The 13,067-nt window shown below is 69.2% G+C and carries 13 protein-coding genes; 11 read left to right on the top strand and 2 right to left on the bottom strand.

Features of this window, described 5'->3' with window-relative positions:
* Positions 1–202 precede the first annotated feature (202 nt).
* A complete protein-coding gene (locus tag ACZ5UM_RS17025; protein WP_464845719.1) occupies positions 203–517 on the bottom strand; it encodes an Hpt domain-containing protein in 315 nt (104 codons plus the stop codon).
* Positions 518–630: 113 nt separating this feature from the next.
* Between ACZ5UM_RS17025 and ACZ5UM_RS17020 the strand changes: the two genes are divergently transcribed.
* The gene (locus ACZ5UM_RS17020) at positions 631–1,539 is read left to right on the top strand and encodes a YwiC-like family protein (RefSeq protein ID WP_464845716.1); all 909 of its coding nucleotides are present in this window, start codon (positions 631–633) and stop codon (positions 1,537–1,539) included.
* A gap of 1,247 nt (positions 1,540–2,786) precedes the next feature.
* A complete protein-coding gene (locus tag ACZ5UM_RS17015; protein WP_464845713.1) occupies positions 2,787–3,209 on the top strand; it encodes a BrxA/BrxB family bacilliredoxin in 423 nt (140 codons plus the stop codon).
* 691 nt (positions 3,210–3,900) lie between these two features.
* On the opposite strand, the gene ACZ5UM_RS17010 is transcribed toward ACZ5UM_RS17015, so the two are convergent.
* Positions 3,901–4,338 (bottom strand): universal stress protein, encoded by a 438-nt coding sequence (locus ACZ5UM_RS17010; protein ID WP_464845710.1) that lies wholly within the window; start codon positions 4,336–4,338, stop codon positions 3,901–3,903.
* 139 nt (positions 4,339–4,477) lie between these two features.
* On the opposite strand from ACZ5UM_RS17010, the gene ACZ5UM_RS17005 reads away from it, so the two are divergent.
* The 9 genes from ACZ5UM_RS17005 to ACZ5UM_RS16965 all read left to right on the top strand — a co-directional run bounded on the left by ACZ5UM_RS17005 (position 4,478) and on the right by ACZ5UM_RS16965 (position 13,060).
* A complete protein-coding gene (locus ACZ5UM_RS17005) occupies positions 4,478–5,107 on the top strand; it encodes a hypothetical protein (RefSeq protein WP_464845707.1) in 630 nt (209 codons plus the stop codon).
* Between the two features lie 15 nt (positions 5,108–5,122).
* Positions 5,123–7,255 (top strand): penicillin-binding transpeptidase domain-containing protein, encoded by a 2,133-nt coding sequence (locus ACZ5UM_RS17000; protein ID WP_464845703.1) that lies wholly within the window; start codon positions 5,123–5,125, stop codon positions 7,253–7,255.
* A 94-nt stretch (positions 7,256–7,349) separates the two neighbouring features.
* Positions 7,350–7,790, top strand: a complete 441-nt coding sequence (locus ACZ5UM_RS16995) for an RrF2 family transcriptional regulator (protein ID WP_464845699.1) — start codon at positions 7,350–7,352, stop codon at positions 7,788–7,790.
* Positions 7,791–7,848: 58 nt separating this feature from the next.
* Positions 7,849–9,030: a cysteine desulfurase family protein gene (locus ACZ5UM_RS16990; protein WP_464845696.1), complete on the top strand. Its 1,182-nt coding sequence runs from the start codon at positions 7,849–7,851 to the stop codon at positions 9,028–9,030.
* A gap of 163 nt (positions 9,031–9,193) precedes the next feature.
* Positions 9,194–10,273 carry a tRNA 2-thiouridine(34) synthase MnmA gene (gene mnmA, locus ACZ5UM_RS16985; RefSeq protein WP_464848412.1) on the top strand — a complete coding sequence of 360 codons (1,080 nt, stop codon included), beginning with the start codon at positions 9,194–9,196 and terminating at the stop codon, positions 10,271–10,273.
* 769 nt (positions 10,274–11,042) lie between these two features.
* Positions 11,043–11,525 carry a PRC-barrel domain-containing protein gene (locus ACZ5UM_RS16980; RefSeq protein ID WP_464845694.1) on the top strand — a complete coding sequence of 161 codons (483 nt, stop codon included), beginning with the start codon at positions 11,043–11,045 and terminating at the stop codon, positions 11,523–11,525.
* Positions 11,522–11,728, top strand: a complete 207-nt coding sequence (locus ACZ5UM_RS16975; RefSeq protein WP_464845691.1) for a hypothetical protein — start codon at positions 11,522–11,524, stop codon at positions 11,726–11,728. The genes ACZ5UM_RS16980 and ACZ5UM_RS16975 overlap by 4 nt, the downstream gene beginning before the upstream one ends.
* A 12-nt stretch (positions 11,729–11,740) precedes the next feature.
* Positions 11,741–11,935, top strand: coding sequence for a hypothetical protein (locus tag ACZ5UM_RS16970; RefSeq protein WP_464845688.1), 195 nt, complete (start codon positions 11,741–11,743; stop codon positions 11,933–11,935).
* A 3-nt stretch (positions 11,936–11,938) separates the two neighbouring features.
* Complete coding sequence (locus tag ACZ5UM_RS16965; protein WP_464845685.1) at positions 11,939–13,060, top strand: AI-2E family transporter; 1,122 nt, start codon at positions 11,939–11,941, stop codon at positions 13,058–13,060.
* Positions 13,061–13,067 lie beyond the last annotated feature (7 nt).

Here is a 13,067-nt window from a genome sequence, read left to right as displayed (position 1 = left end):
CCGTTGTGCTGAGCGAGGTCGCCGCACTGAATCAGCTCGTCGTACGGAACCAAGCCGCCGAGCGGATCGAGGCTGCCGTACTGAACGAGATCTCCCTGTTGAACGAAGCTGCTGTGCTATAAGCGGCCACCGTACGGTGCGGGAGCGGCTGAAGAGGCTGGCCCTGAAGAGCGTCCGCGCTCTCCAGGGCCAGCCTGCGCGTTCACCGCGACGCGGCGTCGATCTCCTCGACCACCCGGGCCACCAGGTCGGCCAGGACCCGGTCATCCCGCTCCTGCTCGCCGTCGAGCACCATGAGCAGCGCATCTTCGGCCCGGGCCGCCGCCGCGGAGAGCTCCTTGAAGCCGTAGAAGCCCCCCGATCCCCGCAGCTTGTGCACCTCCTGCCGAAGCTGCCGCAGGTCGACGGGACCGCCCTGCCGCAAGGCCGCCACGGCCTCGCGCAGGCGGCCGGAACGCTCAACGACACCTTGCAGGTACTCCTCCCGCAGCGCCGCAAACTCCGCAGAATCAAACATGCTTATTTCAAGACCGCTCCTTTCCGTAGGTCACCAGGAATCTTTCGCTCGTCTTACAGCATCTCCTGCCTTACTGGAAACGTGACAAAGCGCACAGGGCGCCCCCGTACTTCATGTTATACTTTGTTCAAGCGGGGGTGCAATCGCGCATGCAGGTGCAGCTTCAACCCGAACCGGGGTCGCGTACGCAGCGCCGCACTGGATCACGAGGGCTGCTGCGCACGCAGTTCCGACCCGGACCCATCCCACTGCCCCGGGAGCACGGGGCGTGGGCCATGGTCCTCACGCCGGCCGTGGTCGCCGTCCTGGCGCTCGGCCCCCATCCGCTGGGGCTCGTCGCCCTGCTGGGCTGGCTGACGGCCTACACGGCGCGCGGGTCCCTGGAGGTGCTGCTCGGCCGGGGCGCTTCGGGCCGCGCCGGCATGGCCAGCGCTGAGCCGGCGGTGGCCCGGTTCTGGCTGGCGGTCCTCACGCTGACTGCCGCAGCCTTCCTGCTCCCGGTCGTGGCGTACCGTCCTGCCGTGCTCTACCTGCTGGGCGGTGCGCTCCTCCTGGTCTGCGTGGTATTCTGGCTGGCGCAGCGCGGCCTCACGCGGTCGCTGATCTCGGGGTTCCTGTCGGTGACGGGCCTGATGGCCGGGGCCCCGCTGTACGAACTGGTGATGGCGGGCGGGATGACGCCGCGTGGGTGGGCGGTCACCTATGCCTGCTTCGCCTTCTTTGCCGGATCCATCTTCCGGGTCAAGACCATGTCCAGGGAGCGCCGGCACCGCACCTTCCACGGCGTGTCGGTGGCCGTGCACCTGGCCTTCCTGGCCGGGGCGGTTGTGGCCGCGGCGGCGGGCTGGCTGCCCCCGCTCCTGCCCCTGGCCCTGGTGCCCCCGCTGGTCTGGGCCGTCGTGTGCGCCTGGCGCGCCCGACGCCAGGGGGCGGCCCGGCTTGACCGGGTCGGCTGGTCGGAGGTGTACCTGACGGTGCTGTTCGCGATCGTCACGGTGACGGCCATCCGGCTGCACGCGTAGCGAAGACGCCCGCCCGGGCAGAACGGGCGGGCGTCGTGCCGTCCCGGCAGTTGGCGCCCCGGGGGCCGATCGCTCGTGCTTGAATCATCGGCCGCGGCGATGTCGCTGCGGGCGAAAGTGAGGCTAACTTCCACTTCGCTCGCCGGGGAAGTGGAAATCCGTCGCTATTCGGGCCTTTCGTCCGATCGCTCGTGCTTGAACCATCGGCCGCGGCGGTGTCGCTGCAGGCGAAGTGAGGCAAACTTCCATTTCGCTCGCCGGGGAAGTGGAAATCCGTCGCTATTCGGGCCTCGGGCCCGATCGCTCATGCATAAACCATCGGCCGCGGCGATGTCGCTGCGGGCGAAGTGAGGCTAACTTCCACTTCGCTCGCCGGGGAAGTGGAAATCCGTCGCTATTCGGGCCTCGCGTCCGATCGCTCGTGCTTGAACCATCGGCCGCGGCGGTGTCGCTGCGGGCGAAGTGAGGCAAACTTCCACTTCGCTCGCCGGGGAAGTGGAAATCTGTCGCTATTCGTGCCTCGGGCCGGATCCCTCACGCTTAAACCATCGGCCGCGGCGGTGTCGCTGCAGGCGAAGTGAGGCAAACTTCCATTTCGCTCGCCGGGGAAGTGGAAATCCGTCGCTATTCGGGCCTCGGGCCCGATCGCTCACGCATAAACCATCGGCCGCGGCGATGTCGCTGCGGGCGAAGTGAGGCTAACTTCCACTTCGCTCGCCGGGGAAGTGGAAATCCGTCGCTATTCGGGCCTCGGGCCCGATCGCTTACGCTTGAAACATCGGCCGCGGCGATGTCGCTGCGGGCGAAGTGAGGCAAACTTCCACTTCGCACGCCGGGGAAGTGGAAATCCGTCGCTATTCGGGCCTCGGGGGCAACCGCTCATGCTTGAACGATTCGGCGCAGCGGTGTCCCCTCACCTCCCGCTGCTGCCGCCTGCCCCCGGTGCCTCCCGCCCACGCCCCCCGCCGCCGACCACCGACAACCGACCGCCCACCGACCACCGACCGCCCACCGTCGGCCGCCCATCGGCGACGCCCCACCGCCCACCACGTACCACGCGCCGTCCATCATCGGCCGCTCAAGACCGCCACCCACGGCCAAGTACGACCCGCCAACCGTCCACTGCCAACCCCCGACCGCCCACTACCCACCACCCACCGCCCAAACGGGCCGTACCCGCTGTCCCTCCCCAACCGTCACAAAGTGCACAAAGGTAACACGAACGTTGCGGAAAGGGGAGGGGCTCGTTGCATCTCCACATGTTCATGCCCGACTTCCAGGCGATGCGTGAAGAGTTGACCCGGCTGGGCTTCGTCGAGCTTCGCACGGCCGAAGAGGTGCAGGAGAAGCTGCCCAATGCGGAGGGCGTGACGCTGTTGGCCATCAACTCGATGTGCGGCTGTGCCGGCGGCATCGCGCGGCCGGCGGCGGCGCTGGCCCTGCGGGAGGTCCAGCCCGACCACCTGATGACGGTCTTCGCCGGCCAGGACAAGGAGGCGACGGCCGCAGCGCGCGCCCTGTTCCCGGAGTACCCGCCTTCGTCGCCTTCCTTCGCCGTGCTGAAGAACGGCAAGGCGGTCGCCATGATTCCCCGGAGCCAGATCGAAGGTTCCGACCCGCAGACCGTGGCCCGGCGGATTGTCGAGGCGGTCACAGCGGCCCGGGGGTAGACCAACGCTCCGGCGGACCGTCGAGGCGGTCGCAGCGGCCCCGGGGCGTAGACGCAGGCGCCGGAGATAGACTCAGGCGCCGGGGATAGACTCAGGCGCGGGGACGGACGTCGGCGGCTCGGGGGTAGACCGGCGTTCAGAAGAAGCACGGCGGATGCGGGCCAGCCTGGACGGGGGAGAAGGAACCGGAAGCAGCGGACGGTGCCGCCAGGCGCCGTCCGTTCTGCGCGCGCCGGACCAGGCCGCAGACGCCCGGTCCGGCACGAAAAAGCCCGACCCGGGTGCGGCGCATCCAGGTCAGGCGCAGGTTTCTGGGGCCGGTGTACGGAGCCGACGGACGGTGCACAGGCGGATATGCGCAGGTCGATGAGGCGAAGCCGACGGGCGGCACACCCACGGATGTGCGCAGGTTGTCGATAAGGCGGAACCGACGGACGGTGCACAGGCGGATAAGCGCAGGTCGATGAGGCGGAGCCGACGGGCGGCACACCCACGGATGTGCGCAGGTTGTCGATAAGGCGGAACCGACGGACGGTGCACAGGCGGATATGCACAGGTCGATGAGGCGGAGCCGACGGGCGGCACACCCACGGATGTGCGCAGGTCGTCGATGAGGCGGAACCAACGGACGGTGCACAGGCGGATAAGCGCAGGTCGATGAGGCGGAGCCGATCAGCGGCACACGGGCGGATCAGGGCACGATCAGCACGGGACAGGGCGCACGGTGGAGCACGGCCTGGCTCACGCTGCCGAGGAAGAGCTCCTTCAGGTGCGAGAGGCCGCGCCGGCCAAGGACGATGAGGTCGTAGCCCCCCTGACGCGCCTCAGCCAGGATCGCATCGCCGGGCACGCCGATGACGTAGGTTCCCCGGGCCCGTTCGGGCGGCAGGCCCAGTGCGGCCAGCGTCACCGAGAGGGCTCGGTCGGCCTGGGCCTGTGCATAGGTATCGGGCATGAGCGGGCTGGGCATGGGCGCCCCGGCCGCCGCAGGGGTGGTCAGGTCGGGCAGCGGTGCCACATGAAAAACGGTGACGACGATGGACGGATCGCGTTCGGCCATCTTCCGCAGGGTCTGGGCAGCGCGGACGCTGTGGGCGGAACCGTCGGTCGCGAGCAGCACCTTCGTCATTACCCGTCACCCCCTGTTGCCTTGTATCTAATCCATATTTCGGTGGTCGTGCGCAGAACTCCTGCGGGCGCTTGTCCGCAGCAGCCGTAGCCACTGCCTGTCTGCCTCTGGTAGAATAGGGGAATGGAGGCGATAACGGTTGCTGTCTGATCTGGAACAAAGTCTGTACGTCGAGTTCGATGAACTCTTCGCCTTACGGGAGCGGCTGCGCCCGCTGGCCGATCAGGTGCGCAGCCAGCTGGTGGCCGCAGGCCTGCGGGAGCGCCTGGAGGCCCAGGTCTACGATTACGAGCTGGAACTGCGCGGGGGAGAGAAGTCCAACCTCCTGATCCGCCTGGACAGCTTCCGCCTGGAGATCGTCGGCGCCAGGCCCGAGCTGCTCCTGCACAACCTGGCGGGCATCATCCTCGCTCAGGCAGAGGTGTTCCGGCTGAACACCGTTGAGGTAGGCTTTACCGCCTGGATGAAGCCCGGCGAGGGGCGGCCCCTGAACCTGGTGGCGCAGGCTTTCACCCCGGCATGGGGGGCCACGCAGGAGGAGTTGCTCGACCGGCGCTTCGCCATGACCTGGGACTGGGCATCCCCGACGACCGGCTATTCGTTTCACGCCAGCTCAGCCGAGGACCAGGAGCTGATGCTGAGCTTCAAGGCCCGTGAGGGCTACATGACCCTGCCGGAGCTCCAGACCGGCCTCTGGATCCAGCAGCAGCGCCAGCGGTTTGAGATGGGGGCGCGCCTCTTTCTCAGCTTGCTCGGCTGGACCCATTAGTCGGAGGTGACGGCGATGCGGCGGCGCGCCAAGGTTCTCCGGGCCGTGCTCACGGTGGCCCTGCTGTTCTTGATCGGCCGCCTCGGCTGGTTCCACACGATGCAGGCCGAGGAGGTGCTGGCGCGGGAGGAGGCCCGCCGGCTGCAGGAAGCCGCGCTCCGGCCGGTGCGCGGTCCGCTGCTGGACCGCAGCGGGCGTCCCCTGGCGGTCTCCATCCCCCAGCGGAACGTGGTCGCCTCGCCCTACCACATGGAAGCCCGCAACTTCGCCCGGGTGGCGGAGAGCCTCGCCCCCCTCCTGGGCCAGGACGCGGCGGACCTGGAGCAGCTGCTGCACGACAACAAGGACTCGCAGTACCTGGTGCTGGCCCGGGGCGTGGACCTGGAGACGGCCAGGAAGATCGCCGCGCTGGTCCTGCCGGGGATCTCCCTGCAGGAGACCAGCCAGCGGGTCTACCCCCAGGGCGAGGCCGCCAACCAGATCATCGGCTACCTCAACGCGGAGGGCGTGGGCGCCTACGGGCTCGAGGCGCAGTACGAGGAGGCCCTGCGGGGGCGTGACGGCTTCGTGCGGGCCGAGCTCACCTACGACAACGCCCCCATCCCGGGCACGGTGCGCAGCACCATCCCCGCGGAAGACGGCTACACCGTCATCTCGACCATCGACATCTACCTGCAGCGCACCTTCGAAGAGGCCCTGGATGAGGTGATCGAGCGGGAGGACGCCCGCCGGGCGCTGGCCGTGGCGATGGACGTGCACACGGGGGAGATCCTCGCGCTGGCCATGCGGCCGGGCGCGGACCTCAGCGACCGGTCCTCCTGGGTGAAGGAGGATGGCACCCTGGACGTCGAGCGGCTGACCAACTGGGCCGTGATGCCCCTGCCGCCGGGCTCCAGCTTCAAGACGGTCACCACCGCCATCGCCCTGGAGGAAGGGCTCATCGACCTGAACACCCTCATCCCCGACTCCGGGCAGATCGAGATCGACGGCTGGACCATCTGGAACTGGGACCGGGTGGTCCACGTGGAGCCGCAGATGCGGACCATCAGCCAGCTGCTGCAGACCTCCAGCAACGTGGGGCTGATCCACGTGGGCCAGCGCATCCCCCATGAAACCTTTCAGCGGTACCTGCAGGCCTTCGGCTTCACCGAGCCCACCGGGCTGGACTTCCCCCACGAGTCGGCGGCCAACGGCCTGTGGGGCTGGGAGGAGAAGCGGGCGGTGGACTGGGCCAACATGTACATCGGCCAGCACCTGGAGGTGACGCCGATTCAGATGGTTCGGGCCGCGGCGGTGTTCGCCAATGGCGGCAAGCTGGTGCGGCCGCACCTGGTGCGGGAGATCCGCAACGCCGACGGAGAGACGGTGTGGAAGGCCCCCACAGAGCCCCTGCGCACCGTGATCAGCGAGCAGACCGCGGCTGAGATGCGGCAGATCATGGTCGACGTCATCGAAAAGGCCTACACCCAGGCCCGGGTGCCCGGGTACACCGCCGGCGGCAAGACCGGCACGGCGCAGAAGTACGAGGGTGGCCGGGAGAAGGAGCGGGGCCTGGGCGACTTCCTGGGCTTCGCCCCGGCAAGCGACCCGCGGGTGGCGATGTTCATCCTGATCGACGAGCCGAAGCCTCCCGGGTACGGCGGCACCATCGCGGCGCCGCTGTTCGCCAGGCTGATGCCCGAGGCGCTGCGCGCCCTGGGCGTGCCGCCGGACAATCCCGCCCCGGAAGCGGATCCCCAGCCGGCGGCGCCCGCGGAACCGGAGAAGGAGCCGCCCAAGGTGATGGTGCCCGACGCCCGCTTCCTGCCGGCGAACTGGGCCGTTCAGCGGCTGGCCGATGCAGGGCTGCAGCCCCGGCTGTCCGGTGACGGTCCGGTGGTGACGGTGCAGTCGCCGGCGCCGGGCGCCGAGGCCGTCCCGGGCAGCGAGGTCGAGCTGGTGCTCGGCCCGCTGGGCGGGGATACCGTGACCGTGCCGGACTTCAGCGGCCTCACCCTGGCGGACGCGGGCCGGCTGGCCGGCGAGCTGGGCCTTCTGCTGAAGCAGGGCGGCGGCGCCGGTTTCGTGGTCGAACAGAGTCCGGCGCCGGGCGCCGCGGTGCCCGCCGGCAGCGTGGTCACGGTAAAGCTTTCCACCGTGCGCCCCTGAACCCCAAACGCCGTACTTGACAGTCGGGATTGCGGGGGCATAGACTCTAAGGTGATGATCCCGATATTGTTACTCGGAATTGGGGGCGATAGGGGTGAAGCTGTCGACGAAAGGGAAATACGGCGTCAAGGCCTTGTTTGAGCTGGCGATGCACGAGGGTTCGGGGCCCATGTCGCTGCGGACCATCGCGGAGCGGCAGGGGCTTTCGGAGCACTACCTGGAACAGCTGGCCGCGCCCCTGCGCAGGGCGGGGATCATCACCGCGGTGCGGGGGGCGCAGGGCGGCTACATGCTGGCCCGCCCGGCCAGCCAGATCACCGTGGGCGACATCATCCGCGTGCTGGAGGGGCCCATCGGCTACACCGACTGCGCGACCGAAGGCGAGCCCGACCCCGAGTGCGCCAGCAGCTGCCCGGTTCACGGGGTGTGGGAGCGGGTGACGCAGCAGATCATCGCCGTCATCGACTCCATCACGCTGCAGGACCTGGTGGAGCAGGCCCTGGCGGACCGGGGCAACCCGATGTACCACATCTGATTTCCCCCGCGGCAGCCTTCCGGCGGCCGGGGTGATGACGAAGGGGAGCGCGACAGCCATGCGGACGGTGTACTGCGATCACGCTGCGACCACCCGCTGCCATCCGGAGGTCGCCCGGCGCGTCTACGAGTTCCTGACGGAGCACTACGGCAACCCTTCTTCCATCCACGCGGTCGGCCGCCGGGCCCGCAAGGGCGTCGAGGAGGCGCGCGCCCAGGTGGCGGCGCTGATCGGCGCCCAGCCCGCCGAGGTCTTCTTCACCAGCGGCGGCACCGAGGCCGACAACTGGGCCCTGCGCGGCGCCATGGCCGCCAACCGGGCCAAGGGCAACCACCTGATCATCTCGCCTTACGAGCACCACGCCGTGCTGGACACCGCCCTGGCCCTGCAGAAGGAGGGGTACGAGGTCACGCTGCTGGATGTGGAGCCGGAGACCGGCCTCATCCGGCCGGAGGCGCTGCTGGAGGCGATGCGCCCGACCACTGTGCTCATCTCGATCATGGCGGTGAACAACGAGATCGGCACGGTGCTGGATATCGCGGGCCTCTGCGCCGCCGCCAAAGCCAAGGATCCGAACGTCATCTTCCACACCGACGCCGTGCAGGCCGCCGGCTACATCCCGCTGGACGTGAAGGCCCTGGGGGTGGACCTGCTCTCCATCTCCAGCCACAAGATCTACGGCCCGAAGGGCGTGGGGGCCCTGTACGTGCGCAAGGGCTTCCGCTTCGCCCCGGGGCTGACCACCGGCGGCGGACAGGAGCGGAAGATGCGGTCGGGCACGGAGAACGTGCCGGGTATCGTGGGCTTCGGCCTGGCGGCGGAGATCGCGGCGCGGGAACTGGAGCGCCGGGCGGCCCACGCCCGGGAGATGCGGGACCAGTTCCTGCGCGGGGTGCTGGCGATCGAGGGCGTGAAGCTGAACGGCATCGATCCCTTCCGGCACCCGGAGCTGCGCCACCCGGGCAACGCCAACGTCTCGGTGGAGGGCGTCGAGGGCGAGGCGATGCTGCTCCGGCTGGACATGGCCGGGGTGTACGCCTCGTCAGGGTCGGCCTGTACCTCGGGCTCGCTGCAGCCCAGCCACGTGCTGCTCGCCGTGGGCTGCAGCCGGGAGACGGCGCAGTCGTCGCTGCGGTTCTCCTTCGGCGAGGAGAACACGGCCGAGGACGTGGCGTACGCGGTCGAGCAGTTTGCCCAGTCGGTGGCGTTCCTGCGGAAACTGGCGGCGCCGGGTCGCTGACCCGGCGCCTGTGCGGTCCGGACGGCGCCCGGCGCGGGCACGCCCGCGGCGGTGCGGCGTCGGGTCGTGCGTGACCGGGTCTTGCTGACGGGCATGCCTTTTCGGCTACACTATCGGAAGGAAAACGGAAGGGGGTGGGCGACCTTTGGCCAAGCGCGTGCTCATGGCCATGTCCGGCGGCGTCGACTCCTCGGTGGCCGCGGCGCTCCTGGTGGAGCAGGGCTACGAGGTGATCGGCGTCACCATGAACACCTGGACCGACGACATTCCTGAGGACATCCAGATGAACCAGCATTCGGGCTGCTGCTCCCTGGCCGCGGTGGAGGACGCCCGCGCCGTCGCCCACAAGCTCGGCATCCCCTACTACGTCATGAACTTCCAGGGCCAGTTCGCCCGGACGGTGATCGACTACTTCATCGAGGAGTACACGCGGGGTCGCACGCCGAACCCGTGCATCGCCTGCAACCGTTATGTGAAGTTCTCGGCCTTCCTGGAGAAGGCGCGCCAGCTGGAGTGTGACTACGTGGCCACGGGCCACTACGCCGTCATCGGGCGGGACGACCGCTTCCCGGGCCGCTGGCTCCTGGGCAAGTCGGCCGACGCCCGCAAGGACCAGACCTATGTGCTCCACAACCTGACCCAGGAGGCCCTGGCCCACACGCTCTTCCCCATCGGCGGTATGCAGAAGTCGGAGGTGCGGGCCCTGGCGGCCCGGTACGGGTTCGTCACCGCCGACAAGCCCGATTCCCAGGAGATCTGCTTCGTCTACGACAACGACTACGGCCGCTTCCTGAAGGAGCGGGTGCCCGAGGCCATCGTGCCCGGACCGATCCTGAACACCCGGGGCGAGGTGATCGGGCGGCACCAGGGGCTGCCGCTTTATACCGTGGGGCAGCGCAAGGGGCTGGGGCTCACGACCCCCCGCCCGGTCTACGTGACCGAGCTGGACCCGGAGCGCAACGCTGTGATCGTCGGGGAGGACGAGGAGACGTACCGTCCCGGGTTGATTGCCTCGGACCTGAACTGGATCGCCATCCCCGGCCTCAGCGGGCCGCGGCGGTGCCGCGCGAAGATCCGGCGCATGGCGCCGGAGGCGGACTGCACGATCTACCCCGAGGGGGAGGACGCCGTGCGGGTGGTGTTCGACCAGCCGCAGCGGGCGATCACCCCCGGCCAGGCCGTGGTCTTCTACGACGGCACCTGGGTGCTGGGCGGCGGCACCATCGAGCGGGCGCTGAAGTGAAGAGGGACGATGCCCCGGGACCGCTTTCGGGCGGGCCCGGGGTTTTCCCTTATGCGCCGGGGATGTTGTGCGCGGAATGTGCAGTTGCCGGTGGGGACCGTGTGCACATTTTGCGCGCAAGTGCAGTCGAGTCGGGGATGTTGCGCGCGGAATGTACAGTGGCCGGGGGTGGCCGGGTGTACATTTTGCGCGGAAGTGCCGCCCCGGGCGGGGGAATAGGCCCGGGCAAGCGGCTGCCGACGGGGTTACATGTATCCAATCCGAGGACGTGGGGGTTGAGTGCGGGGGATTGCGCGCGGAATGTGCAGTCGCCGGCGGGGACCGGGTGCACATTTTGCGCGCAAGTGCAGTCGAGTCGGGGATGTTGCGCGCGGAATGTACAGTGGCCGGGGGTGGCCGGGTGTACATCTTGCGCGGAAATGCCGCCCCGGGCGGGGAATTAGGCAGGGGCAAGCGGCCGCCGACGGGGTTACATGTACCCAATCCGAGGACGTGGGGGTTGAGTGCGGGGGATTGCGCGCGAAATGTACAGTGGCCGGTGGGGACCGGGTGCACATTTCGCGCGCAAGTGCAGTCTTGGGCGGGGGAATAGGCCCGCGCAAGCGACTGCGATGGGGCTCAGCCGGCGGTTCGATTAACCGGTGTGGTCAGGGGCCGGTTGTCCGTCCAGGACATCCGCCGATTCGTGTTTGTATTTGCGAGCAGCGGGGAAGACTGGCATTGGCAACAGGATGATCCTGAACCACAAGAGCGAGGGATCGATGCAGAAGTGTCCAGGGCCAGGGATCTGATCGGGCTGTCGGTGCTTGTGGGGCCGGACATGCGGCCGGCGGGCCGGGTGCAGGAGGTGCTGGTGAGCCAGGACGGTCTGCGGATCTGCGGACTGGTGCTGGAGACCGGCGGACTGCTCAGCCGCCGCCGGGTGCTGGACTACCGGGCGGTGCGGGCGGTGGGGACCACGTTCGTGCTGGCCGACGAGCGCTACCTGGAGGACGAGGCGGATGCCCGGTGCGGCTCGGACCTGGCCGGCCTGCCTGTGCTGGACGGGTCCGGCGAGGAACTGGGCATGCTGGATGACCTCCACTTCGAACCTGCCACCGGTGAGATCCGGGCGCTGCAGCTCTCCCGCGGCTTTGTGGACGACCTGCTGAGCGGCAAGGCGATCCTGCCCCTTACCGGGCCGGCCGTTCCCGGCGAGGGCGCGATCGTGCTGGATGCCGCCCCGGAGCGCGAAGGGGGGCTGTGGACATGAGGTGCCCGAACTGCGACAGCCGCAGTATTGGCCGGGTCGGGTCAGAGCAATACTACTGCTGGGACTGCTGTGTGGAGTTCAACACGGCCCGGGGCGCGGTGCGCATCTGGCACGTGGACGCGGACGGTGAGCTGGTCGCAGCGGCCGAGCATCCGGCGGAGGCGTCCGTGACCTGCGGGCCGACCAACGAACGTCGTCGATAGGAGATGAACAGGATGCGGTACAACGGAGCGTTCATTTCGGGCGTGCTGGCCGGGGTCGCCCTGGGGGCCATTCTGGTCGTGGCCCTCACGCCCCAGACCCGTCAGCCGGTGATGGAGGGGATGAGCCGGATGGGACGGGGCATGCGGCGGATGTGGAACGACGGGGTCGACGCGGTGGCCGACGCCATGACGGGGGACATGGACTGACCCGTGACCCGTCGGACAAGGCGGCTCATGGCGGCGCTGGTGCTGAGCGGACTGGTCCTCGCCCTGGCCTGGGGGCTCTGGGCCATCCGCCCGGTGCTGGCGCCCTTTCTCCTGGCGGTGGTCCTGGCCTACCTGCTGGCGCCGCTGGTCAACCGGTTGGCCAGATTGGGTCTGCCCCGGGGCTGGGCGATCCTGGCGGTCTACGCCGCGCTGGCGGCCGCGGGGTTCTTGGTGGTGGTCAAGCTCGTCCCCTCGGCCCTGACGGAGGTGCGCCGGCTCACCGAGGCCATACCGCTCTACTCCGCCCGGGCCCGGGACCTGGCCGACGGCCTGCAGCGGTGGGCCAGGGACGCGGGGTTGCCCCCGGAGCTCCGGGAGAGCCTGGACCGGTCCATCACCAACATCGAGGTGCGCTCGGTGGCGGCCCTGCGCCGGCTGGTAGACATCCAGACGCTGGAGGCGGCTGCCGGCTTCCTGGTCAGCGTCTTCCTGGCCCCGTTCCTGGCGTTCTACCTGCTGAAGGACCTGGAATACTTCCGGGATCGGTTCGTGCGTTCGCTTCCCCGCCGCTGGCGACAGGACATCATCCAGCTCCTGCGGGAGCTGGACCGGGTCATCTCCGGCTTCGTAAGGGGGCAGGTGCTGCTGGGCCTCTCCGTGGGCACGCTGGCGGCCGTCGCCTCTGCCCTGTTGGGGCTGCGGTTTGCCGTTCTCCTGGGCATCTGGGCCGGGCTGATGGAGTTCATCCCGTACGTGGGGCCGGTGCTGGGCGCGGTGCCCGCGGTGCTGGCGGGCCTGGCCCAGTCTCCCTGGCGGGGGATGCAGATCGCCCTGGTGTTCCTGATCATCCAGCAGATCGAGAACGCGGTGCTCTCGCCCAAGATCATGGGCGACTCCGTGGGGCTGCATCCGATCGGGGTGCTGTTCGTGGTGCTGGCCGGCGGCTACCTGGCCGGGCCGTGGGGGCTGATCCTGGCCGTGCCCGCCGCCGCGCTGGTGCGGGTGCTGTGGGCGTTCGTGGTCGCCCGCCTGACCGAGGTGCGTCCGCTGCCGGTCCTGCCTGTGCCGGCGGCGCGACCGGAACCGGAGAAGGAACCCGAAAAAGAGAAAGGCCCGGCCGGTTAGGCCGGGT

Source organism: Symbiobacterium ostreiconchae (genome assembly GCF_055396975.1).
The sequence above is the reverse complement of the archived record's forward strand: the minus strand, read 5'-3'. Positions and strand labels throughout refer to the sequence as shown.